This window comes from Achromobacter insolitus (assembly GCF_002209555.1).
GTDB classification, from domain to species: domain Bacteria; phylum Pseudomonadota; class Gammaproteobacteria; order Burkholderiales; family Burkholderiaceae_B; genus Achromobacter; species Achromobacter insolitus.
On record NZ_NJIF01000011.1, the window covers coordinates 67,680 to 90,749 of the forward strand.

18 protein-coding genes and 1 tRNA gene are annotated in these 23,070 nt (G+C 63.5%); 10 read left to right on the top strand and 9 right to left on the bottom strand.

All coding sequences use genetic code 11. From position 1 onward, the window contains the following. Positions 1-150: 150 nt before the first annotated feature. Positions 151-1,380, top strand: a complete 1,230-nt coding sequence (gene tyrS, locus CEY08_RS25505) for a tyrosine--tRNA ligase (protein WP_076816411.1) — start codon at positions 151-153, stop codon at positions 1,378-1,380. A 229-nt stretch (positions 1,381-1,609) separates the two neighbouring features. Then, positions 1,610-2,263 carry a YbhB/YbcL family Raf kinase inhibitor-like protein gene (locus CEY08_RS25510; protein ID WP_042796340.1) on the top strand — a complete coding sequence of 218 codons (654 nt, stop codon included), beginning with the start codon at positions 1,610-1,612 and terminating at the stop codon, positions 2,261-2,263. A gap of 62 nt (positions 2,264-2,325) precedes the next feature. On the opposite strand, the gene CEY08_RS25515 is transcribed toward CEY08_RS25510, so the two are convergent. After that, positions 2,326-2,961, bottom strand: coding sequence for a LysE family translocator (locus CEY08_RS25515; protein WP_076816409.1), 636 nt, complete (start codon positions 2,959-2,961; stop codon positions 2,326-2,328). Between the two features lie 205 nt (positions 2,962-3,166). On the opposite strand from CEY08_RS25515, the gene glyA reads away from it, so the two are divergent. Next, positions 3,167-4,417, top strand: coding sequence for a serine hydroxymethyltransferase (gene glyA / locus CEY08_RS25520; protein ID WP_042796342.1), 1,251 nt, complete (start codon positions 3,167-3,169; stop codon positions 4,415-4,417). Positions 4,418-4,621: 204 nt separating this feature from the next. Beyond that, a complete protein-coding gene (gene nrdR / locus CEY08_RS25525) occupies positions 4,622-5,101 on the top strand; it encodes a transcriptional regulator NrdR (protein WP_013391422.1) in 480 nt (159 codons plus the stop codon). Position 5,102: 1 nt separating this feature from the next. Here nrdR and CEY08_RS25530 read toward each other — a convergent pair whose 3' ends face one another. Together CEY08_RS25530 and CEY08_RS25535 are read right to left on the bottom strand one after the other, a co-directional pair. Next, positions 5,103-6,056: a GlxA family transcriptional regulator gene (locus CEY08_RS25530; RefSeq protein WP_076816406.1), complete on the bottom strand. Its 954-nt coding sequence runs from the start codon at positions 6,054-6,056 to the stop codon at positions 5,103-5,105. Positions 6,057-6,073: 17 nt separating this feature from the next. Next, positions 6,074-6,637, bottom strand: coding sequence for a cysteine hydrolase family protein (locus CEY08_RS25535; protein ID WP_063962516.1), 564 nt, complete (start codon positions 6,635-6,637; stop codon positions 6,074-6,076). Positions 6,638-6,814: 177 nt separating this feature from the next. Between CEY08_RS25535 and ribD the strand changes: the two genes are divergently transcribed. After that, complete coding sequence (ribD, locus tag CEY08_RS25540) at positions 6,815-7,966, top strand: bifunctional diaminohydroxyphosphoribosylaminopyrimidine deaminase/5-amino-6-(5-phosphoribosylamino)uracil reductase RibD (RefSeq protein WP_076816404.1); 1,152 nt, start codon at positions 6,815-6,817, stop codon at positions 7,964-7,966. Positions 7,967-7,984: 18 nt separating this feature from the next. Here ribD and CEY08_RS25545 read toward each other — a convergent pair whose 3' ends face one another. After that, complete coding sequence (locus CEY08_RS25545; protein WP_076816402.1) at positions 7,985-10,447, bottom strand: hypothetical protein; 2,463 nt, start codon at positions 10,445-10,447, stop codon at positions 7,985-7,987. Further along, positions 10,434-11,894: a DUF3142 domain-containing protein gene (locus CEY08_RS25550; RefSeq protein ID WP_232033764.1), complete on the bottom strand. Its 1,461-nt coding sequence runs from the start codon at positions 11,892-11,894 to the stop codon at positions 10,434-10,436. Before CEY08_RS25550 ends, CEY08_RS25545 begins: the two co-directional genes overlap by 14 nt. 617 nt (positions 11,895-12,511) lie before the next feature. Between CEY08_RS25550 and CEY08_RS25555 the strand changes: the two genes are divergently transcribed. The 5 genes from CEY08_RS25555 to CEY08_RS25575 all read left to right on the top strand — a co-directional run bounded on the left by CEY08_RS25555 (position 12,512) and on the right by CEY08_RS25575 (position 18,933). After that, the gene (locus CEY08_RS25555) at positions 12,512-14,428 is read left to right on the top strand and encodes a PrkA family serine protein kinase (RefSeq protein ID WP_372341566.1); all 1,917 of its coding nucleotides are present in this window, start codon (positions 12,512-12,514) and stop codon (positions 14,426-14,428) included. Positions 14,429-14,440: 12 nt separating this feature from the next. After that, entirely contained in the window at positions 14,441-15,700 is a 1,260-nt protein-coding gene (locus CEY08_RS25560) for a YeaH/YhbH family protein (RefSeq protein ID WP_076816399.1), read from the top strand. After that, positions 15,697-17,250, top strand: a complete 1,554-nt coding sequence (locus CEY08_RS25565; RefSeq protein ID WP_082884520.1) for a SpoVR family protein — start codon at positions 15,697-15,699, stop codon at positions 17,248-17,250. Before CEY08_RS25560 ends, CEY08_RS25565 begins: the two co-directional genes overlap by 4 nt. Before the next feature lie 131 nt (positions 17,251-17,381). Further along, a tRNA-Ser gene (locus CEY08_RS25570) sits at positions 17,382-17,472 on the top strand. 189 nt (positions 17,473-17,661) lie between these two features. Further along, on the top strand, positions 17,662-18,933 hold the full coding sequence (locus CEY08_RS25575; RefSeq protein WP_076816397.1) for a tyrosine-type recombinase/integrase: 1,272 nt from the start codon (positions 17,662-17,664) through the stop codon (positions 18,931-18,933). Here CEY08_RS25575 and CEY08_RS30230 read toward each other — a convergent pair. From CEY08_RS30230 to CEY08_RS25590, 4 genes are read right to left on the bottom strand one after another with little or no spacing between them, the layout of a single operon-like run. Beyond that, positions 18,920-19,183, bottom strand: a complete 264-nt coding sequence (locus CEY08_RS30230) for a helix-turn-helix transcriptional regulator (protein WP_126389667.1) — start codon at positions 19,181-19,183, stop codon at positions 18,920-18,922. The two genes, CEY08_RS25575 and CEY08_RS30230, sit on opposite strands and share 14 nt — an antisense overlap. Beyond that, positions 19,180-20,097: a DNA cytosine methyltransferase gene (locus tag CEY08_RS25580; RefSeq protein WP_076816394.1), complete on the bottom strand. Its 918-nt coding sequence runs from the start codon at positions 20,095-20,097 to the stop codon at positions 19,180-19,182. The genes CEY08_RS30230 and CEY08_RS25580 overlap by 4 nt, the downstream gene beginning before the upstream one ends. Continuing rightward, entirely contained in the window at positions 20,094-20,369 is a 276-nt protein-coding gene (locus CEY08_RS25585) for a hypothetical protein (RefSeq protein WP_126389664.1), read from the bottom strand. Before CEY08_RS25585 ends, CEY08_RS25580 begins: the two co-directional genes overlap by 4 nt. Further along, positions 20,366-23,068: a toprim domain-containing protein gene (locus CEY08_RS25590; RefSeq protein ID WP_076816390.1), complete on the bottom strand. Its 2,703-nt coding sequence runs from the start codon at positions 23,066-23,068 to the stop codon at positions 20,366-20,368. Before CEY08_RS25590 ends, CEY08_RS25585 begins: the two co-directional genes overlap by 4 nt. Between the last annotated feature and the right edge of the window lie 2 nt (positions 23,069-23,070).

Below are 23,070 nucleotides of genomic sequence, written 5' to 3' on the forward strand. Positions count from 1 at the left end.
ACAACGGGGTGTAAACCGGACCGCAACTGCGTATATATGGCAATTGCGTATGATTAGGGCGGTATCCTAGCTGATTCGGCTAGAATTTTCGATAGTTTTCGTCACTTTTTACACCTTTTTATCGGCTGAAGCCGAGTTGGTCCCCCTGCCATGTCATCCTCAGAAGCCCCGATTACCCCCGAAGTCGAAGCAGATCTGCGTATAGCGAAGCGCGGCTGCGACGAGTTGCTGGTCGAGTCCGAATTCGCTCGCAAGCTCGCCAGGAGCCGCGCCACGGGCGTGCCCCTGCGCATCAAGCTGGGGCTGGATCCGACCGCGCCGGACATCCACCTGGGTCATACGGTGGTGCTGAACAAGATGCGCCAACTGCAGGACATGGGCCACAACGTCATCTTCCTGATCGGCGATTTCACCTCCACCATCGGTGATCCCAGCGGCCGCAACAATACCCGCCCGCCGCTCACGCGCGAACAGATCGAAGCCAACGCCAAGACCTATTACGCCCAGGCCAGCCTGGTGCTGGATCCGGCCCGCACCGAGATCCGCTACAACTCCGAGTGGTGCGATCCGCTGGGCGCGCGCGGCATGATCCAGCTTGCCTCGCGATACACGGTCGCGCGCATGATGGAGCGCGAGGACTTCACCAAGCGCTTCAAGGGCGGAATTCCGATCTCGGTCCATGAATTCCTGTATCCGCTGATGCAGGGTTATGACTCGGTGGCACTGAAATCCGATCTGGAGCTGGGGGGCACCGATCAGAAGTTCAACCTGTTGGTTGGGCGCGAGCTGCAAAAGGAGTACGGCCAGGAGCCGCAGTGCATCTTGACGATGCCCTTGCTGGTCGGGACGGACGGCGTAGAGAAGATGTCCAAGTCCAAGGGCAACTACATCGGCATTTCGGAGTCGCCCGACTCCATGTTCGGCAAGCTGATGTCGATTTCGGACACGCTGATGTGGCGCTACTTCGAGCTGCTGTCGTTCCGCACGCTGGAAGACATTGCCGCGCTCAAGCAGGAGATCGACGGCGGCCGCAACCCGCGCGACGCCAAGGTCATGCTGGCCCAGGAAATCATTGCGCGCTTCCATTCCGCCAAGGCTGCCGACGAGGCCCTGGCCTCGTTCGAGGCCCGTTTCCGCGACGGCGCCATCCCCGATGACATCCCCGAAGTGAACATCGGCGGCGCGCCGGTGGGCATCCTGAAGCTGCTGCGCGAAGCAGGCCTGGTCGCGTCGGGTTCGGAAGCGCAGCGCAACGTGGAGCAGGGCGGCGTGCGCGTCAATGGTGACCGCGTGGTAGACAAATCGTTGCAATTGCCGGCGGGGACCTACGTCGTTCAGGTGGGCAAGCGCAAATTTGCGCGTGTTAACTTGAACCCATGATTGCGGACCTTTTGCCGCCGGGCCGCCCCAAGGCAAAAGCGGCCCCCTTGGGGGGCAGCAAGCCGTCGGCGCAGCGTGGGGGTAGTTCCTCCGCCGGGCCGCCCCAAGGCAAAAAGCGGCCCCCTTGGGGGGCAGCAAGCGCGTCGCGTGCTGCGTGGGGGCTTTTTTTGATACGCTGAGGGTACAGACAGGGGCAGTGGGGCCTTTGCGGCACATCAAGGAGCACGACATGAAACTTTCGAGTTTGTCCTTTTCCGATAACGAGTCGATTCCCGAGCGCTATGCCTTCGGCAAAATCGATGCGCAATCGCACGTCGCGCTGGCAGACAACTTCAACCCGCAGTTTTCCTGGGACGAAGTTCCGGCGGGCACGCAGTCATTTGCGTTGATCTGCCATGATCCGGATGTGCCCTCCGAGCCCGACGACGTCAACCAGGAAGGCCGCGAAGTGCCGGCCAGCCTGCCTCGAGTGGACTTTTTCCACTGGGTGCTGGTTGATTTGCCAGCCGACCTGCGCGACATCGAGGAAGGCACCTTTTCCAGCGGCATCACGCCGCGCGGCAAGGGCGGCCCGTTGGCGCCGATGGACGCGCGCCAGGGCATCAACTCGTATTCGTCATGGTTTGCGAACGATCACGACATGAGCGGCGACTACTTCGGCTATGACGGTCCTTGCCCGCCCTGGAACGATGCCATCCCGCACCGCTACGTGTTCACCCTGTACGCGCTGGACGTGCCCACGCTGAACCTGCAGGGTTCGTTCACCGGCGAAGACGCGCTGCGCGCCATCCAGAAGCACGTGCTGGCGCAGGCATCGCTGACGGGTACCTATACGCTCAACCCGAGGCTGGCCCCCAAGCAGATCGGGGCCACTTCCGCCTGATCCGTCACGGTGCAAACCAAGGCCGCAAGATTTGCGGCCTTTTTTATTTCTAGCCTGCGGGTTCAGCCTGCGGCGCGCTTGAGGCGCAGCAGCGCCAATCCGAAGCTGATGAAGATGGCACCCACCAGGCGGTTGATCCAGGTCACGATACGCGACTGGCGCAGCAGTCGCCGCGCGCGGTGGGCCAGGGACCCATAGGCCAGCAGCGACACCAGCGACATGGCCGTGAAGATACCCGTCAGGATGAAGAACTGCGGCAGCAGCGGTTCGGCGGCATTCAGGAACTGCGGAAACAGCGCCGTGAAGAACAGGATGGGTTTGGGGTTGAGCGTCGCCACCATGGCGGCTTCCAGATAGAGCCGGCCGGCGCTGCGCGGCGCTTGCGCAGCGGTGTCGGAGGGCGGCGCGATATTCGAGCGTCCCAGGATGTGGCGCAGGCCGATGTAGAGCAGGTAGGCCGCGCCGGCCACCTTCAGCAGCATGAACAGCATGGCGGACGATTGCAGCACCATGCCCAATCCCAGCATGGCGGCCGCCGACAGCAGGGACAGGCCCGTGACGTTGCCCAGGGTGGATGGCACCACAGCCCGCAGGCCGCCCGCTGCGCCGTTGCGGATGGCCAGCATGGTGGCGGGCCCAGGGCTGACGACGCTTACTGCGGCTACTAACGAGTAGGTTATGAGCGTGGCGCTTTGCATGAAAGTTTCTCAAGTCGGGTTGAGAGGGGTTTTCGGCCCCGGGAGGATGGCGTGGTTTTCGCGCCCATCGAGCGAATTTTGCCCGGGTTCCGGGCATTTTGGGCGCATTTGATCCTGTCCGACGCGGTAAACTATTCCTCATTCTCCGGGTTTACCCACCCGGGCGCAGTTTTCTCCTCTCTTACCGCCTCAGGAATCCCCCGTCATGTTTGACCGCAACCTCACCTTGTCCAAGGCTGACCCGGACGTTTGGGCCGCCATCCAGAAGGAAGACGTCCGCCAGGAACAGCACATCGAGCTGATCGCCTCGGAGAACTACGCCAGCCCGGCCGTCATGGAAGCCCAGGGCACGCAGCTCACCAACAAGTACGCCGAAGGCTACCCGGGCAAGCGTTACTACGGTGGTTGCGAGTACGTGGACGTGGTCGAGCAACTGGCCATCGACCGCCTGAAGCAGATCTTCGGCGCCGAAGCCGCCAACGTGCAGCCCAACTCGGGTTCGCAGGCCAACCAGGGCGTGTATATGGCCGTCCTGAAGCCGGGCGACACGGTGCTGGGTATGAGCCTGGCTGAAGGCGGCCACCTGACGCACGGCGCGTCGGTCAATGCCTCGGGCAAGCTGTACAACTTCATCTCCTACGGCCTGGACGAAAACGAAGTCCTGAACTACGACCAGGTCGAAAAGCTCGCCCGCGAACACAAGCCCAAGCTGATCGTCGCCGGCGCTTCCGCCTATGCGTTGCACATCGATTTCGAACGCATGGCCCGCATCGCCCGTGAAAACGGCGCGCTGTTCATGGTCGACATCGCCCACTACGCCGGCCTGGTCGCCGGTGGCGCCTACCCCAATCCGGTCCCGCACGCCGACTTCGTCACCTCGACGACGCACAAGTCGCTGCGCGGCCCGCGCGGCGGCGTCATCATGATGAAGGCCGAACACGAGAAGATCATCAACTCGGCCATCTTCCCCGGCATTCAGGGCGGTCCGCTGATGCACGTCATCGCCGGCAAGGCCGTGGCCTTCAAGGAAGCGCTGGAACCCGCTTTCAAGGACTACGCGCAGCAAGTGGTCAAGAACGCCAAGGTGCTGGCCGACACGCTGGTCAAGCGTGGCCTGCGCATCGTTTCGGGCCGCACCGAAAGCCACGTCATGCTGGTGGACCTGCGTTCCAAGGGCATCACGGGCAAGGAAGCGGAAGCCGTGCTGGGCCAGGCTCACATCACGGTGAACAAGAACGCCATCCCGAACGATCCGGAAAAGCCCTTCGTGACCAGCGGCATCCGTCTGGGCACCCCGGCCATGACCACGCGCGGTTTCACCGAAGCGGAAGCTGAACTTACCGCCAACCTGATCGCCGACGTGCTGGACAATCCGCGTGACGAAGCCAACATCGCCGCTGTGCGCGCCAAGGTCAACGAACTGACCTCGCGCCTGCCGGTCTACGGCAAGAAGTAATAGCATCCCTGCGGCGGGCTGCGGCCCTGCCGCCGCGGTCCACAAGGGACGGCCCCGAAAGGCGGCCGTCCCTTTGCTTTCAGGCCGGCAAGTACAGCGGGCTGGAAAAAATACGGGACGGATTAGCCCATATCGGCGCTGGCGGCGGGTTGCCTCGTTACAATATGCTTAACTATTGCCCTTCAGTGCCTTTAGGGATCACACATGCGGTGTCCATTTTGCGGCAATGCCGAAACGCAGGTCGTAGACAGCCGGGTCTCCGAAGAGGGGGACGCGATACGGCGTCGTCGCCGCTGCCTGTCCTGTGACAAGCGCTTCACCACGTACGAGCGGGTGGAGCTTGCCATGCCTTCCATCGTGAAGCGCAACGGCAGCCGCAGCGATTACGACCCTGGCAAGCTGCGCGCCAGCCTGAGCCTGGCGCTGCGCAAGCGGCCCGTCAGCACGGAAGACGTGGACGCGGCGGTCGCTCGCATCGAAGAGCAGTTGCTGGCCAGCGGGTTGCGTGAAGTGCCCAGCGAACATATCGGCGAGCTCGTCATGAACGAACTGCGCAAGCTCGACAAGGTGGCGTACGTCCGCTTTGCCTCGGTTTACAAGAGCTTCGAAGACATCGGTGAGTTCGTCGAGGCCATCCGCGAGATGCAGGGCCCGCTGCTGCCGGGCAAGCTGCGCAAGGATTAGGCTAGGCAGAGCGCACGAGGCTGGGTGTCAGCGGCTGGAACTTGCGCCACACCCGGCGCATGTGCTGCGCCGAACCGAAGCCCGATTTTTCAGCCACGCGTTCCAGGTCCAGCCGGGTATCGCGCAGCAGGTCGCGTGCCAGCGCCACACGTATCTGATAGAGGTAGTCCATCGGCGTGCACCCGGCGTGTTCGTGGAACAGCCGGGTCAGGTGGCGCGCGCTGGTATGCGCCTGGTCCGCCAGCGATTGCGCGGACCAGGGGGCCGCAGGGTCGCGGATGACTGCGTCCTGCACCCTGTGCACGCCCGGATGCATGTGGCTGCGGTGATCCAGCCAGGGCGATAGCGTGGAGTCGGTGCCGGCGCGGCGCTGGTACACCACCATGTCGCGCGCCGTTTCGCTGGCCACGCGCGGTCCGCAATGGCGCGACACCATGTGCAGCGCCAGGTCGATGCCGGCCGTAATGCCCGCGCTGCTGACCAACTTGCCATCCTCGACGAAGATTCGGTTGTCGTGCAGACGCGCACTGGGGTCGATGCTGGCCAACTGCGCGAGACAGGTGTGGTGGGTGGTGCATTCCCGGTGCCGCGTCAGCCCGGCGGCGGCGGCGAACAGCGCGCCGGCGCAAACCGTCATGAGCGTGAACCCGTTCGCGGGATGGCGGACGGCCAGCCAGTCGATGATGGCGCGCGAGTCCGGATCTTCCAGGCGCGTGGGCTTGCCCACCACGCCAGAAATGATAACCAGGGCCTCGGATGGCAACGTGGCCGGCAGGGGCTGGATATGCGCCAGATGCAGGCCAGGCAGGCCGCTCTCGACCTCATGCGCCGGGCCGCAGAAATGCTGCTCGAAAGTGCCGGGACTGAGCTTGTTGGCCACGCGGAAGGCCTCGGCCGGGCCCGCTACATCCAGCAGGACGATGCCGCGCGTGAGCACGAAGTAGACCGGAACCATGTGGCCTGCGGAATCGCTCAAGCCGCCAGCGCGTCGGCGGCGCGCGCGATGCGGGCGAAGCGGCCTTGCAGCACCAGCTCCGTGCGGTCGCGAATCTCGGCCGGGGTGTAGTGCTGGCCGGACGGGCTTTGCATGGCGAAGGTGAGGGTGGCGTCAGTCGGAAACACCACCTTGAAGCCGGCGTCGCTGGCGTGGCGGGTCGTGGTTTCGCAGCATTGTTCCGTGCGGATACCGCTGACGATGATGCCTTCGATACCGTGCTTCACCAGCCAGTCCTGCAGGCTGGCACCCTCGGCGTCCTTGGCGTAAAGCGAGGAATGCACGGTCTTGTGGAACACGGCGGTGGGGGCGATGCGCAGTTCCTTGAGCGTCTTGACGTGCCCTGAGGCCAGGGAGAAGGGATTGGCCGGGTCGTTCGACACGCTGGTGTGGAACACCTGCAGTACCGGGATGTCCTGGGCCTGGGCGGCGTCGATCAGGGATTGGATCCGTTCCACGAAGGCCGGATACTCGGCTTCATCCCAAAACGGACGTTGCCGGAAAGAGTCTTGTACGTCGATGACGATCAGTGCTTGTTTCATGGGCCGCGCTCCTGGAGTGCGAATTGTAGGGGTGTGTTGGCATTTTTACTTCAATCCGGTAGCGGGGCGAGCGCGGCGAAAGACGACTGTCGGCCTAAAACGGACATGTTCGATCCGGGCGGCTGACGCCTGGCGCCGCGCATTCTGCCCGGGCTGCGGCGACATACAATCCCGGACATGATGATTTCCAGCGACAACGACGACATTTTCTGGATGCGGCGAGCCCTGGCGCTGGCGCAGACCGTCATGTACACCACCGCGCCCAATCCCCGGGTGGGTTGCGTGATCGTGCGCGACGGCCGCGTGCTGGGCGAAGGCGCGACGCAACCGCCAGGCGGCCCGCACGCGGAAGTCTGCGCCTTGCGCGACGCCCAGGCGCGCGGCGAATCGGTGGCGGGCGCGACGCTCTACGTCACTTTGGAGCCCTGCAGCCATTTCGGCCGCACGCCGCCCTGCGTGGACGCCGTGCTCGCGGCCCGGCCGGCGCGAGTGGTGGTGGCCATCGGCGACCCGAATCCGCTGGTCAACGGCCAAGGCCTGGCGCGGCTGCGCGATGCCGGCATCGCGGTAAGCACAGGAGTCTGCCGCGAAGAGGCGCTGGCCATCAATGCAGGCTTTATTTCGCGCATGAGCCGCGGCCTGCCGTGGGTCTGGATGAAAATGGCGGCTTCGCTGGACGGACGCAGCGCGCTGCATAACGGCATATCGCAATGGATCACCGGGCCCGAGGCCCGCGCCGATGGGCATCGCTGGCGCGCGCGCGCCTGCGTGGTGCTCACCGGCATGGGCACCGTGCTGAAAGATAATCCGCAGCTCAATGTCAGGGGCGTGGATACGCCGCGCCAGCCCCGCAAGGCGGTGGTGGACGGCCGTTTCGAGATTCCCGAGGACGCGCGGCTGTTCGATGGCGCCGAGGTCATTCTTTTTACCGCCCGCGAGGACGCCGCCAAGACGGCACGCCTGCAGGCCAAAAACGCCCGCGTGGTGCAGTTGCCGGGCGATGCGCCCGGCCGGGTCGATCTGCCGGCGATGATGCGCTGGCTGGCCCAGGAGCAGTTCAACGAGGTCCACGTGGAAGCCGGCGCCGGCCTGAGCGGCGCGCTGGTTGCCGCGGGTTGCGTGGACGAGCTGCTGTTGTACCTGGCGCCGGTGCTGCTGGGCGATGCGGCGGGCATGGTCCGCCTGCCCATGCTGGAGCACCTGGACGGCGCCCGCCGCTACGAATTCATCGACACTGCGCCCGTGGGCGCGGATCTGCGCTTGCGCGCCAGGGTGGCCGACACTTGGCGCCAGCTGACACAGCGAGTGGCGTTGCCGGAACTCTCCTAGCCGCGGCCGGGCGGCAGGCTAGCTCCGACGCGCGTCGCGCCGCGCACGCGTCGCGGTGTAGCGCCAGGCCAGGATCGCGGCCCCGCCGCCGACTAGCGCCAGCAATGCGGCCGCCAGCAGCAGACCGGGATGGTTGTGCCGCAGGCGGTCCCAGGATTTTTCGGCCTGCGCATAGTGGAACCAGGCGGCCGCCGTGAAGTCCGGCGCAGCGCATTCGCGGCCGAAGGTCTCGCTGAACGGCACTTGCGCGCCTTGTTCTATATAGCGCCGGTAGATAGCGGTGGCCCTTTCGGGAGAGTCGTCGATGATGTAGCGGGCGCCCTGGCACAGCACGGCGGCGAAAGCTTGCGAGCGGCGGGGCAGTTCATCGGCGGCGCGCAGCGCATGGTTGGCTGCGATCTGGCGGTAATGGAAGCGGGCATAGGGCTGCGCTTCGCTGGCGGCGTAGCGGCGCCGTTCCTCTTCGGTGACGAACGGTCCGGGCAGCGCGGCCGCGGCGCGCAGGGCGGGCGTCTCGACATTATCCTCATCCGCCTTCCAGCCAGGGACCGCGCTGCGCCCCGCGCCAAAACTCGTGCTGCCGCCATACACCGCGAAATCCGGTTCCTGCTCGTAGCCCATGATTTCCATCCCGTCACGCCGTGCCAGGCGGGATGCCTCGAACCAAGCCTGGGCACGCGTTGTGCGGCCCCAGGCGTTGCCGGCCTTGCGCAAGGCAGTTGCGTAGTCCGCGGCGAGCTGGCGGGTTCGCGGCTGCCGCACTTCCCATTTGCCGTCGACATTTTCCAGCGTGGCGTAGCGAGCGTCGGAATCGGCCGGGAAGTAGGGCAGCGCCTGTTCGGCCGCACCTTCTCGCACCAGGCGGCGCGCCAGCAACAGGCGCAGCCGGTCCGACGCGGTAACGGGATGCCGGTAGCCCCACTCGTAGAAATCCTTAGGCGTCGGCGCGGGCCCGGTCGCCGCGGGCGTGGCGGGTGCGTGCCGGTCCACGTAGGCTTTGAGCTCGGGAGTGGTCAGCACACGTTCGGCCACGTAGGCCGCGTCGTTCCAATAGGGAGTGGATTGCCAGAAGCCCTCTGCGGTGCCGTCCGACACGGTGGCGTGCAGCAGTTGGTCCAGCGCCTCGACATATTGGCCACGCGATAGCGTCAGCACGCCTTGCTCGCCCAGCAGGCGCGCGGCGCCTGAAGCTTCCAGGCTGCCGTCTGCGCGCGGGAAGGCGCCGGCGGCCTGGGCATAGGCCTGGGCTGCCGCTTGCGTATCGCCTTGCCGCAGCGCCAGTTTGGCGCGCACCCAATAGGCCAGGGCCGTGTCCAGCCGGGCCGCCAGTGTTTGCGCCAGGTCATAGCGTCCGATGCGGTAAGCCAGCGCGGCCACCCGGTCGGCGTCCGGCACTTGCTTCAGGTCCTGGGTTTCCAACGCAGCGACCAGCGATTGCAGCGCCGGATTCGGCGTAACGTCATGCCCCTGAGCGGCGTCCGCCAAGCCGACCTGCCCGGTCGCGTCGTAGGCGGCGTAGGGATCCGTCGCGCTGTCCGGCCTGCCGTCGACGATGTCGCCGACCCTGGCCAACGCATAGGCGACCAGCAGGCGTTGCGCAATGGGATCGCCGATCAGCCGGCGAGTGCGCGCTGGATCTTCCAGGGCCCATTGCGCCAGCATGCGCAGCGATGCATTGCCGCTGGAGGACCCGCGCGCAGCCTGCTCGGCATACAGGCGCACCGCATGCACCAGCGAGGCGGCGGGGATGGTGTCCATGCACGGATCGGCGTTGACCAGCTCTATATAGGTGCATTGCCCTTGCGGTCCGGCCAGGAGCAGGCGCGCTTCCTGGCCGTAGCTGGCCACGGCCAGGCCCAACGGGTCCGCTGCGCCGTCCAGCGCGAGCTGTCGCGCGCGGGCGTAGGCTTGGGCTGCCGCAAGGCGCTGCGTCGCGGCGTCCGCGGCTGTCATCTCTGCCTCGTCCCCAATTTCAGCCAGCATGTAAGCGGCCCAGACGCTGCGCGCTGCGGCTTCCCGCGGCGGGAGTTGGAGTATGGCCCGGTAACGCGCCCGTGCGGACTCCAGCAAGTGTCCGGCATCGGCCCCGCGCGCGGCGTGCGTGTCGACTGCCGCGGCGATGTAAAGCCGGACGGCTTCGGGCAAATCGATGCCCACTGCATACGCCCGGTCGCCATCGGGCTGCGCCCGCATCGTCCTTGCGGTAGCGCGTTGTGCTGGAGTGAGCGCGGGGTCGCGGTCTTCCGGAAGGGCGTTTTGCCGATAGCTGCCGTCCGGCAATTCGTAGGCTTCGCGGGCTTGCAGCGCATCGCCGCCGGCCACGAGGCGGGCGGCCTCGTAGGCGAAGGTGTTGACGGGGGTGGCGTGGAGCGTGGCTGCGCGGTCATCGAGCAGTTGCGCGGGAAACTCCGGCCCGCAGGCAATGACGATGCCCGCACCCGTCAAGAGGAGCAGCGCCACAAGCGATTTACGGTTGTACATCGAAGCTCGAGAGCCCATTTTCACAGCGTATCCAGCCTATGTTGCGTTGGCCGCCGGCGCGCAGCAGGCCGTCTTGGGAGCGGCGCAGGTACGCACCGCCGGAGTCCTGTTCGAGGGTGTAGCCGTTGATGCCGTCGGCCGCGCGGCAGGTGCCGGCCCAGCGGATCGCCAAGGGGAGCGCCGCGTCCGCATTGCCGCTGTTGAACAGTATCAGGTCCTGGGCCCCGGCCTCTGCCGCGCGCGCCGTAACGGACAGCGCCGGTTGCAAGGGCTGGCGCGTAAGCACCGCGCGCCAGGTGGCCGGGCTCCAGGCGCGCTCGTCGCGCGCCGTCGGCAGGCGGAACCACACGATGCCTGCCAGCCCGCGAGGGCGCGAGCGGTGAATTTCATCCACGAATGCCGCCATGGATGCCGGGGTGGCCACCAATTCGCTGGCGCGACCGCCCGCAAGCAGCGCAGAGCGTTCGCTTTCGACCGCCGCGATGCTGCCGTCATCATTCCAGCTGACGCGGCTGCCGTAGGTTGGCAACGCCACGCGCCACGGGCGTTGTGTGCGACCCGCAAACGCGGCCAGCCATGCGCTTGCGCGCTTGGCGTTGAACAAGCCTTGTTCGGGGCTCAGGACGGCATGGACTTGCAATACGGCTTCATCGGGAATCTTGAGCAGCGCGTCGAGGCCGGAGCCGTTCAGCCATGTCGGCAACGCGGTTATGGACAACGGAAGTTCTGGCCCGAGGCCCTGTTTCAGGGCCTGCAGGAATGCGGCATACGCGGGCAGTTTCGAGGTAGGGCAGTCGTAATCGATTTCGACGCCCTTCAACATTACGCCCGCGTCTTTCCAGGCGCTGCGCGCCGTTGCGATCCGCGCAAGCACGTCCGCAGCCGGCAGCGCATCCGCGCGGCCGTCCAGACGCAGAACCATGATGGCAGGGCGTTTGGCGGCCGCCAGCGCCGCCAGGTCGGGCGCCGTGGCGAACCATCTGCCATCCGGATTCATCTCCGCCATCAGCACGCGCCATGCCCGCACCACGTCGGCGTTATTTGCCAGCGCCTGGCTGACCGGTGGCGTCCAGCTTCGTTGCCAGACATAGGCATCATCGGGGAGATCGGCTTCCGGCCGTCCGCAAGCAGCCAAGAGCAGCAGCAGGGCGCTGCAAAGCGCCGCGGAACAGCGTTTGGCAAAGATATTCATGCGGCGGGCCAGGATCGGAAAGGCATGACGTGGCGTTGACGACGGACGGGAAAGAAAAACGCGAAACGCGCGCGGCGTATGTCGGATGCGTGATTCTATCGCTGCCAGAAGGGGTACTAGCACTCTACGCGCGCGGCTGCTAATCGCGCACGGCGAAGCAATCCGCGGCTTGCCAGCACGCACGGCGCGCGAGTGCGCTCGATATGCCACCAAGTTTGCGCCTGTTTTTGACGTTGCCACGCGTGTCTGTTGCATGCATTTGAAAGCACGCGGCGTGACTATTTTTTATGTTGCGCTAAATGAATTGCCACAAAAACGTCAATTGGCTTTAGCATAGGCACATGACTTGGCGCTACGCACTGTTGGACTACACCTTGCAATGCCACGCGCCCTCGTCACCACGGATTCCCGTGCCGCGTCATCGGCGCTTTTTCACGACCGAGCCGGCACGCTGCTGAACGAAGACGCCAAGCGCCGTTCAGACCGTCCGCTGCCATCGCATAGCGGGCGCATCGGGTTTGTACCCGCATCATAAGAATCCCCCGGGACATCGCTCTTCCCTTCAAATCATTGCTGAGCATTTCATGTGCGGACGCACCATGCATGCGCGCATACGGCGATATGCTGAAGTCGGACGAGTGAACTTATTCACTTAAGTTGCATTCCCTGACGGAACTTGTATCCGAAGAGTGCAGCCTAATTGGAAAGGGCCTGATCATGCCTTTGGTTGATGTGTGGCGAAAGCAACATACCATCCAGCCGACAGTGCTTATCGCGAGATTGTCTAGTAAAGCGCGAGCGCTGAGGCACAATGGGGGCACGTAGGGACGTATTGGATTTTTCGCGTGTTGTAGGAGGTTTCCGTGCAAAACATCGTCGAAGGCTTCAAGTCGCAGTATGCAAAAGAGCAGGAATCGGAACTCTCTCTCGAGGAGTACCTCAACCTCGCCAAAAGCGATCCCATGGCGTACGCCAGCCCCGCAGAGCGCATGCTGGCGGCGATAGGCGAACCCGAAGTCGTGGACACGCGCAACGACCCACGTCTTTCCCGTTTGTTTTCCAACCGGACCATCCGACGCTATCCAGCGTTCCAGGAGTTCTATGGCATGGAGGACGTGATCGGACAGATCGTCGCGTTCTTCAAGCATGCTGCGCAGGGACTGGAAGAGCGCAAGCAGATTCTGTATCTCCTCGGCCCCGTGGGCGGCGGCAAGTCTTCCATCGCGGAGCGGCTCAAGGCGCTGATGGAGACCTATCCCATCTACGCGCTGAAGGGTTCGCCGGTGAACGAATCGCCGCTCGGACTGTTCCATCCGGAACGCTTTGGCGACACGCTTGAAAAGGAATACGGCATCCCGCGGCGTTACCTGAGCGGCATCATGTCGCCCTGGGCCGTGAAGCGCCTGAAGGAATTCGACGGCGACATTTCGAAGTTCCGTGTCGTGCGCCTGAACCCGTCGGTGCTGCGCCAGATCGCCATCGCCAAGACCGAGCCGGGCGACGAGAACAACCAGGACATTTCCTCGCTGGTGGGCAAGGTCGACATCCGCAAGCTCGACCGCCATTCGCAGGACGACCCGGACGCCTACAGCTACTCCGGCGGCCTGTGCCTGGCCAACCAGGGGCTGCTGGAGTTCGTGGAGATGTTCAAGGCCCCGATCAAGATGCTGCACCCCTTGCTGACGGCGACCCAGGAAGGCAACTTCAAGGGCACCGAAGGCTTTTCCGCGATCCCGTTCAACGGCGCCATCCTGGCCCACTCGAACGAATCGGAATGGCAGACCTTCCGCAACAACAAGCACAACGAGGCGTTCCTCGACCGTATCTACATCGTCAAGGTGCCTTATTGCTTGCAGGTGTCGGAAGAAGTCCGCATCTACGAAAAGCTGCTGCACCACAGTTCGCTGTCGTCGGCGCCATGCGCGCCGGGAACGCTGGACATGATGGCGCAGTTCTCGGTCTTGACGCGCCTGAAGGAACCCGAAAATTCCAGCATCTATTCGAAGCTGCGGGTTTATGACGGGGAGAGCCTGAAAGACGTGGATCCCAAGGCCAAGGCGCTGCAGGAGTACAAGGACTACGCCGGCACGGACGAAGGCATGACGGGGGTGTCCACGCGCTTCGCGTACAAGATCCTGTCCAGCGTCTTCAACTACGATCAGACCGAAGTGGCCGCCAATCCGGTGCACTTGATGTACGTGCTCGAGCAGCGGATCGGCCGCGAGGACTATCCCGAGGAAATCCGCCGGCGCTACCTTGAATTCATCAAGGGCTACCTCGCGCCGCGTTACGCGGAGTTCATCGGCAAGGAGATCCAGACCGCGTACCTGGAGTCCTACTCCGAGTATGGCCAGAACATCTTCGACCGCTACGTGACGTTTGCCGATTGCTGGATCCAGGACGAGGAATTCCGCGACCCGGAAACCGGCGAAAGCTTCGACCGCAGCGCGCTTAACGATGAACTGGAAAAGATCGAGAAGCCGGCCGGCATCGCCAATCCGAAGGACTTCCGCAACGAGATCGTCAACTTCGTGCTGCGGGCGCGGGCCAACAACAATGGCCGCAATCCGACCTGGACCAGCTATGAAAAGCTGCGCGAAGTGATCGAGAAGAAGATGTTCTCGAACACGGAAGACCTGCTGCCGGTGATCTCGTTCAACGCCAAGGCATCGGCCGAAGACAAGTCCAAGCATCAGAGCTTCGTGGATCGGATGGTTGAAAAGGGCTACACGGAAAAGCAGGTAAGGCTGCTGTGCGAGTGGTATCTCCGCGTGAGGAAGTCTTCCTGAGCGAGGTGAATCATGAATTCACTTATCGATCGCCGTCTCAACGGTCGCAATAAAAGCGCCGTCAACCGGGAGCGTTTTCTCCGGCGTTACAAGGATCAGATCCGCAAGGCGGTACACGGGATGATCCGCGACCGCTCCATTCAGGACATGGACCAGGGCGGCGAGATCAACCTGCCTGCCCGCGATATTTCCGAGCCGACCTTCCATCACGGCGCGGGAGGCGACCGCGAGATCGTGCATCCTGGCAATCGCGAGTTTGCCAAGGGGGATACCTTCGATCGGCCGCAGGGCGGGCAGGGGGAAGGCGGGTCCGAGCCCGGCGAAGGCGAGTCGGTGGATCAGTTCACCTTCAGTCTGTCGCGGGCCGAGTTCCTGAACCTGTTTTTCGAGGATCTGGAGCTGCCGCACATGGCGCGCACGCAACTGGGCGAGGTCAGCCAGAAGAAATGGCAGCGCGCCGGCTATACGACCACGGGCTCGCCCAGCATGCTGAGCATCAGCCGCACGCTCAAGTCCTCGCTGGCGCGCCGCGTATCGCTGGGCGTGAAGGCGCGCGCCGATCTGGAAGATGCCGAGGAACGGCTGGCCAAGGCCTTGGCGGCGGGCGCCTCCGCCGATGAGATCAAGGCGCTGGAGCAGGACGTCGAGGAATGCCGCGAGCGCCTGGCCCGCGTGCCTTTCCTGGATGACCTGGACCTGCGCTACCGCAACCGGGTGTCGGTGGCCATCCCCATGGCGCGCGCCGTCATGTTCTGCCTGATGGACGTGTCGGGCTCCATGGACGAGAACAAGAAGGACCTGGCCAAACGCTTCTTCTCCTTGCTCTACCTGTTTTTGTCTCGCAAGTACGAGCATGTGGACCTGGTCTTCATCCGCCACACGGACAACGCCGAAGAGGTCGACGAGCATACCTTCTTCTACGATCCCAAGAGCGGCGGCACCATCGTGCTGTCGGCGCTGGAGTTGATGCGCGAGATCCTGGAGAAGCGCTATCCGCCGACCGCGTGGAACGTGTACGCGGCGCAGGCCAGCGACGGCGACTCGTTCGGCGCCGACGCGGGCAAGAGCGCCCGCTTCCTGGCCGAATATCTGCTGCCGGCCACGCGCTACTTTGCGTACATCGAAGTACCCGACTCGCAGGAGGCGCGCAAGAGCAGCCTGTGGGCGGAATATGAACAGAAACTGGAGCCGCATTTCGTCATGCGGCGCATCTGCGAACGCGGCGAGATCTTCCCCGTGTTCCATGACCTGTTCAAAAAGGAAACCGCATGAATGCCATCGTGGGAGCTCTCGTGGAACCGGAGGCCGCCGGCAGCGCCCGGCCGATCTCCCAGGGTTCCGAATGGACCTTCGAGTTGATCCAGTCCTATGACGAGGCGATCTCCAAGATCGCCGCCGAGTACGGGCTGGATACCTACCCGAACCAGATCGAGGTGATCACCTCGGAACAGATGCTGGATGCCTACGCGTCTGCCGGATTGCCTATCGGCTATCCGCACTGGTCGTACGGCAAGGAGTTCATCCGCAACGAGCAGTACTACCGCCGCGGCATGCAGGGCTTGGCGTACGAAATCGTCATCAACTCCAACCCCTGCATTTCCTATCTCATGGAAGAGAACTCCATGACGATGCAGGCGCTGGTCATTGCCCATGCCTGCTATGGGCACAACTCTTTCTTCAAGGGCAATTACCTGTTCCGCCAATGGACCGACGCGGACGGCGTGCTGGACTATCTGGTCTTTGCGCGCAAGTACGTGATGTCCTGCGAAGACCGCTACGGCATCGACGCGGTGGAAGCCTTGCTCGACTCCTGCCACGCGCTCTCGCATCACGGGGTGGACCGCTACAAGCGCCCGACGCCCATCTCCTACAAGGAAGAGGCCGCGCGCCAGGCAGAACGCCAGGAGCATGCGCGCCTGCAGTACAACGACCTGTGGAGGACCTTGCCGCGCCTGGAGGCAGACAAGGATACGCACGTCGAAGCCGCCGTGTTCCCGCCCGAGCCCGAGGAGAACCTGCTGTACTTCATCGAGAAGTACTCGCCGAAGCTCGCGCCCTGGCAGAAGGAGCTGGTGCGCATCGTCCGCAAGATCGCGCAGTACTTCTATCCGCAGACCCAGACCAAGGTCATGAACGAGGGCTGGGCCACGTTCTGGCACTACACCATCCTGAACCGGCTGCACGAAAAGGGCTTGGTCAACGACGGTTTCATGATGGAGTTCCTGCAAAGCCACACCAACGTGGTCAGCCAGCGCGGCTTTGACGAACGCGGCTATGGCGGCATCAACCCTTATGCCCTGGGCTTTGCGATGATGTCCGACATCCGTCGCATTTGCGAGGCGCCCACGCCCGAGGATCGGCGCTGGTTCCCCGACATTGCGGGCGGCGACTGGCTGAAGACGCTGGACTTCGCCATGCGCAACTTCAAGGACGAGTCCTTCATTTCGCAGTACCTGTCGCCGCGCCTGATCCGGGAATTCCGCTTCTTCGCGATTTCCGACCACCAGGCCAACCCGAAGCTGGAAGTCGCCGCCATCCATGACGACGACGGCTACCGCGACATCCGCCGCCTGCTGGCCGCGCAGCACAACCGCGACAACCAGGTGCCGGATATCCAGGTGATCCGCTTCAACCGCGATTCCGACCGTTCGCTGGTGCTGCGGCACCTGAAGAGCCGCGGCCGTCCGCTGGCGGGCGACGATGCCGAACAGGTGATGAAGCATCTGGCCCGCTTGTGGGGCTTCCGGGTGCGCCTGGAAGAGACCGAGCCGGACGGCACCATCAGTTCCTACCGCGAACAGGACCCGCCCGCATCGGCCTGACGACAGGAGAGGGCACGGGGACGCAATAGCGTCCCCTTTTCTTTGGCCGCTTGCCGGCCGCATGCGCAATCTGCTAGAATCGCGGATTCGCATTTTCTGCAGCGGTTAGTCCGCCGCGAAAATCGCAGTTAGGACAGGTGGCCGAGTGGTTGAAGGCGCACGCCTGGAAAGCGTGTATACGTCAAAAGCGTATCGGGGGTTCGAATCCCCCTCTGTCCGCCAGGATTCATACAAGCATTGCCAAGCAATGCCCGGAAACCCGCACCAGCCTTAGCTGTGCGGGTTTTTTCTTGCCCAGCGCAGCCCAGGCAGCACCACTGGAAGCAACCCCATAATTCGGGTACTTTGCCGGGTATCTCGGCCTTGAAGGGCCAAAATCCGAAAAAAGTACCCGTTTTCCATAGGGGAGATATGGCCACGCTCGCCAAGCTGACCGACACCGCAATCCGCTCCGCGAAGGGACGCGAAAAGCCTTACAAGATGGCCGACGGTGGCGGCCTGTACATCCTGGTCAAGCCAGACGGCACGCGATACTGGCGCTACAACTATCGCCACGCCGACAAGGACAGAACAATGGCCTTTGGGGTGTACCCCGATGTGTCCGCGAAGCTGGCACGCGAAAAGCACGCAGCCGCGCGCGCGCAGCTGGCCGCCGGCATTGATCCGATGGCCGAACGCAAGCAAGACAAGCACGCCATCCGGTCGGCTGCAGCTGATGACTTTGAGGGTCTGGCACGCGAAATGTGGGCCAAGAAACTCACGCGCGGGAACTCGGCTGGATATGTCGAGGAAGTGCTTGGCAAACTAGAGAAGGACGTGTTCCCGTGGATCGGCCGGCGAGCCATCAGCGGCATCACGGCCGCCGACATTCTCGCCATCCTCGAACGGGTCGAGGCGCGCGCCCCGGAAACCGCGCGACGGCTGCGCGGCTTCGTTGGCCAGGTGTTCCGCTATGCCATCGCCCGGAACAAAGCGAAGGTGGACCCCACGCAAGCGCTACGCGGCGCAGTCATCACGCCGAAAACCCAGCACTTCGCCGCCATCACGGATCCGGCCGCCTTCGGTGAACTGCTGCGCAAGATGTACAGCTATCGCGGCGAGCTGGTGACTCGCGCACTCCTGCGGCTTTCGGCCCTTGTGTTTCAGCGACCGTCTGAATTGCGAGAGGCGCGGTGGGATGAATTCGACCTGACCGGAAAGAATTGGGGTTCGCCAATGTGGGAAATCCCGGCAGAACGTGACGGGGCGGAAGGGGATACCAAAATCACGCGCACCGGCTGGGAATCCCATCTAGTGCCGCTATCCCGCGAGGCAGTGAGCATTCTGGAGGCGCTAAGGCCTGCGACGGAGCATACCGGGTGGGTGTTCAAATCGAATCGGAAAACAGACCGCCCCTTGTCGGAGGGGGCAATCCTCGGTGCGCTGCGGCGCCTGGGGTACGCCAAGAAGATGACCGCGCACGGTTTCCGTGCTTCCGCGCGCACCATGGCAGAAGAGCGGCTGAGGGCCGATGAGCGCGTATTGGAAATGCAGATATCGCATAAGGTTGTAGACCCGTTGGGCCGGGCCTACAACCGGACGGCGCTTATTGAAGAGCGCGTAGCGTTCATGCAGCAATGGGCGGACTACGTAGAACAGCTGGCGGCGGGTCGTGCCCCGCCGCTAATGCCTAACGACGACTAGGGGCCGGCTTTGGTGCCTCGTAGCCTATAGGGTCATCAATCCAGCGCAGCACTTCCCCGCCCCGGTACTTGACGCCCCGTGCGCCTGTCGGAACCTTGGGCGGCGCAGTGCCATCCTTGACCCGCATGCGCCACGTCTCGCGGCTCACGCGGACAAACGGCTCAATTTCCATCCACGAATACAGCGCGCCGGGCAGAAGTTTTTCAGGCGGTGGCAGTCGGCGCTGGCGCGGCTTCTTGGCTTCGATCATGCGTGCCTCCTGATGGCGTTGATAGCGTGGGCGGCTAGGGGCGGCGGATTGGCGTTGCCTAGCATGTGCTGGGCAAGCGTTTTGTTCTCGGGCAGCTTGTAGTCGGTGGGGAAGCCCATGCCGGCGCAATTCTCGGCCGTCGTGAGCATGCGCATGCGATCCCCGTCGACCAGCGCCCATCGTGCGCGGGTGGTGATGGTCCCCAGTGGCCGGTCCAAGGACCGCCCCGTCAGGCCAGACCCGGAGCCATAGTAGGGCATCACGAAGCGGTCCCCATGCAGGCGCCGGCCGGCGCGCACCCGGGCCAATGTCTTGGGCGAGCGGCCGGGACGCTCGATAGGCGACCACGTACCGGCGTCGAAGTTGAGAATGTCGCGCACCGGCCTGTGCATCATTCTGGGGGCCGGCAGCTCGATTGGGTGCTTGCTCCGGGTGCCGACGATCAGGACGCGAATGCGGTGCTGAGGGACGCCGCAATCAGCGGCATCCCACAGATGCGGAGAGACGGCGTAACCCAGCGCGGTGAGGGCGCCGCACCACGCGGGGAACAACTTCCAGGCTAAAAATTCCTTCACGTTTTCGACCAGGAAGGCGGGCGGCCGATGGCACTCAACGGCTGAGACAACTGCCCAGGCGGTGGCGCGCGCGGCGTCGTGGTGCGGCCGCTCCCTGCCTCGTGCGGACGTGTGGCCCGTGCAGGCCGGCGATGCCATCAATAGGTCATGTGTCGGTACGCGGGTCCAGTCGGCCTGGTGCAGATCCTGGCAGATATGCAGAGCTTCGGGGTGATTGGCGGCGTGCGTATCGACGGCCGGGCGCCAATGGTTGGCCGCCCAAAGCACGTCAACGCCCACGCTGCGCGCGCCTTCGGTGTTGCCGCCTAGGCCGGCGAAAAGGTCGATGGCAGTTTTCATTGCGGTTCATCCTTGTCCGCCGCGCAGGCTCGTTTGAAGTCGGGGCGCGGCGTTTTGAGTTGATCGGATTGCTTTGTGGGTGCCGGTATCGCGGGCGGCGCGGCCGGCGGCGGTCGGTAGCGGTCGGCGCGGGGCTGGGAGAGCGCCAGCGCGGTGATTTCCAGGCAACGGGCAAGCACCGGCGAGCGCATGGCTTCGGCCAGGGTGCCGCGTAGATGGGCTGCGTCGTGGGCCTGGGCAAGCATCGCGGGGGAAGGTTTCAACATGCTCATGCCCCCCTCTTGAAGACCCAGCAATGCACGGTGGATGCTTTGCTGCTGCCGGCCTGGCTGCTGTTCTGGCGGATCCGGCTCTTGACCGTCTTCACTTCCAAGAACTTGTATTGGCGGCTGGTGCGAAGTACCTTCTTCAAGTCGCGCAACGCCGGAACCTGCTGGCGATGGTTGGCTGCGACCTCGATAAATTCGTTGAGGTTGACCGCAATCAGGTCCTCATCGCAGGAGTGATTCAGCTGGGGCTGATGCTCGTCATCGCCGTTCAGGTACGCATACGCGTCCCAAAATTCCTGCACGATGGGATGGTCTGCATTGATGACCAATTGCCGTTCTGCGGCCATATTGCTGATGAGCTGGATAGCAGCGGCGTATTGCTCATCGCTGAGCTTTACGACAAGCCGCAAAGCGTCCACGATGGACATCAGCTGCGCGTGGCACTTCAGAATGCGGGACATCTTCACGTCGCCACGGTCGCGGATGGCGTCGTGGTGGCCCTGATAGCGGGTCAGGATCGTTTCCATGATCGACGCTTCCCGCTTGGTGGCGGCCAACACGAACCCGGAAACTGCACTTGTGGGCGTCGTTTCCAGCGCGACAGCGGCGGCGAGCGTCTTGGCGTTTTGGCCGGCGCGGTCGATGTTGATATGGACGATCCGGGAAAGAATCGCCTCGGAGGCGTTCACCTCGTTGTTTTGCGATATCACGATGGAGCCGCGAAACGGAGGCTCATAGGTTTCGTTGCCTCCGTTTGCCACACCGCGCGAGCGGATGCTGCGGCCGTTGTAGGCGGTTTTCAGCTCGTCCCAATCAAAGGATTTGACGTGGGATTTCTCTTCGCCCAGGCGCTCGCGGTCGGACTCGATGAGAACGACGGGAAGGCCGGCGACCTGCGCGAAGTTCCGCGCACGCGCCGGCGTGGTGGACTTGGAAGGGTCGAAGCCTTCGTAGTCGTTGCGGCCGAAGAGTTTCCAGAGAAATTCAATTAGGGTGGACTTACCGGAGCCGGCTTCGCCCACGACTTCAAGGAACGGATAGCTTTTCTGCTTTTCGCGTATTTGCTCCGCGAACAATGAGCCCAGCCAGAAAGCCAGGGTAACAATCCCCTTGGCGCCAAAGGCCGTCCACACATGTTGCAGCCACTCGGTGGTGTACTCGCCTGGGTCGCTGTTGATCGCGAGGGTGACGGACTGATTCAGGCTCTTGACGGACAGCTTGCCGATGTCGAAGAAGTCTTCTTGGTTGACTTCATAGATATGTCCGTCCTTGACCGCGATGCGGCCCAAGACATACGCGCCATGCTCCCTGCTGTAGCCGATGAAATCCACCGTTTCAACGCGCTTGATGTTGAAAAGGCGGCGCTCCATCATCTTGTCCAAATGATGCCCCTGACCGGAGAACATAGCGCCGGGCGCGATAGCGAGCAGGCGTTTCTTGAACTCGCTCGCGGTCGATACCTGGGATGACGTGAAAGTGTTTTTCACGGGCGGCCCGTCATGGGGAAACTCCACGCGGAAGTAGTACCAGCTCTCGTCTGTCAGCTTGTTTTCTTGGAAGTACAGGGGCGTGGGGTAGCAATTGGAAATGGGCCGGATGCCGCCCGCTTCGCGCAGTGCGAGAGCGCGCAGTTCTTCGGATGAGAGTTGCTCCTTGGCCTCGTTCCCAATGCGATCCATGGCTTTCTGGTACGCATCAATGTCCATGCGGAACCAGTACAGGCGCTTGCCGAATTCAAAATCAAACTCGGTGCGGCTGTTGTCGTGCTCATAGAGCAGCAAAGCCTTTTCGGTCGCCGACTTGGCCAGAAGAACCGCGCCATGGTGCAGGTATAGCTTGCGGCCCTCGGCCGAGAGGCGTTGTTTCGCGGGATCGTCGGTGTTGCGGTCGAGCTGGTATAGGTCGTTCCAGTCGCGCTTTACGCGTCCGTCTTGAGGGATGATGGCTGCTTTGCTTGTCCAGCCGTCTTCGTCGGCGCGCTCCACAAACTTTCGGATGAAGCTGCGGCCGGCGCTGTCACCATCGAATGCCCACACCAGATGCGGCAGGTTGTTCGGGCGTGCATCTGCCACCGCGCGCAGGGCAACACTGGGGTAGTTGTTGCAGGAGAGCAGGGCGGCGGCATGTATGCCGACAGACCAGAGTGCGATCGCGTCGAAAATGCCTTCAACAAGCCACAGCTCGCTGACCTTGGCGATATCAAATCCGGGCGGAGTCCACCATTCGCCCATGTAGCTGCCCCCATACTGGAAGCGCGCCTTCTTCTTGCCGAAGCGGCTGGGCTGATCAATCAGGCGTTCCCAATAGGTCTGCGCAACGGGAAAGCGCACTGTTGCCGATGTGATGCCTTTCTCGCGGTCGTGGTAAGTCTCTTGCGTGTAGCAGCCTTTCAGCTGGGAAATGTCGAAGCCGCGGGCGTGCATGAGATATGCATCTGCGGCCGCATGCGGGTTGGTCTTGGCTTCTTCGGCGTACCGCGTCGACCAGTGATCGAAGATTTCGGGATACAGGTCTTTGACGTGACCCTCGTAGCCGCAATTGTTCAGGCGACCGCAACGCAGCACCCAGGGGTGCTCAGCGTTGGTGTACAGCTCCTTCTTGTTGCAGGCGGGGCAACGCCCTTGACGCAGCCAGCCGGAGCGCTCCTTGAACCCGTAGGCCTCCAGGCGCTCCATGACTTCGCGGTGAAGATCGGGTTTCATGA

Bases quoted from the DNA above. Each gene is read 5' to 3' on its own strand.
- tyrS (WP_076816411.1), top strand. From the start codon at position 151: ATGTCATCCTCAGAAGCCCCGATTACCCCCGAAGTCGAAGCAGATCTG.
- CEY08_RS25510 (WP_042796340.1), top strand. From the start codon at position 1,610: ATGAAACTTTCGAGTTTGTCCTTTTCCGATAACGAGTCGATTCCCGAG.
- CEY08_RS25515 (WP_076816409.1), bottom strand. From the start codon at position 2,961: ATGCAAAGCGCCACGCTCATAACCTACTCGTTAGTAGCCGCAGTAAGC.
- glyA (WP_042796342.1), top strand. From the start codon at position 3,167: ATGTTTGACCGCAACCTCACCTTGTCCAAGGCTGACCCGGACGTTTGG.
- nrdR (WP_013391422.1), top strand. From the start codon at position 4,622: ATGCGGTGTCCATTTTGCGGCAATGCCGAAACGCAGGTCGTAGACAGC.
- CEY08_RS25530 (WP_076816406.1), bottom strand. From the start codon at position 6,056: ATGGTTCCGGTCTACTTCGTGCTCACGCGCGGCATCGTCCTGCTGGAT.
- CEY08_RS25535 (WP_063962516.1), bottom strand. From the start codon at position 6,637: ATGAAACAAGCACTGATCGTCATCGACGTACAAGACTCTTTCCGGCAA.
- ribD (WP_076816404.1), top strand. From the start codon at position 6,815: ATGATGATTTCCAGCGACAACGACGACATTTTCTGGATGCGGCGAGCC.
- CEY08_RS25545 (WP_076816402.1), bottom strand. From the start codon at position 10,447: ATGTACAACCGTAAATCGCTTGTGGCGCTGCTCCTCTTGACGGGTGCG.
- CEY08_RS25550 (WP_232033764.1), bottom strand. From the start codon at position 11,894: ATGCAACAGACACGCGTGGCAACGTCAAAAACAGGCGCAAACTTGGTG.
- CEY08_RS25560 (WP_076816399.1), top strand. From the start codon at position 14,441: ATGAATTCACTTATCGATCGCCGTCTCAACGGTCGCAATAAAAGCGCC.
- CEY08_RS25565 (WP_082884520.1), top strand. From the start codon at position 15,697: ATGAATGCCATCGTGGGAGCTCTCGTGGAACCGGAGGCCGCCGGCAGC.
- CEY08_RS25575 (WP_076816397.1), top strand. From the start codon at position 17,662: ATGGCCACGCTCGCCAAGCTGACCGACACCGCAATCCGCTCCGCGAAG.
- CEY08_RS30230 (WP_126389667.1), bottom strand. From the start codon at position 19,183: ATGATCGAAGCCAAGAAGCCGCGCCAGCGCCGACTGCCACCGCCTGAA.
- CEY08_RS25580 (WP_076816394.1), bottom strand. From the start codon at position 20,097: ATGAAAACTGCCATCGACCTTTTCGCCGGCCTAGGCGGCAACACCGAA.
- CEY08_RS25585 (WP_126389664.1), bottom strand. From the start codon at position 20,369: ATGAGCATGTTGAAACCTTCCCCCGCGATGCTTGCCCAGGCCCACGAC.
- CEY08_RS25590 (WP_076816390.1), bottom strand. From the start codon at position 23,068: ATGAAACCCGATCTTCACCGCGAAGTCATGGAGCGCCTGGAGGCCTAC.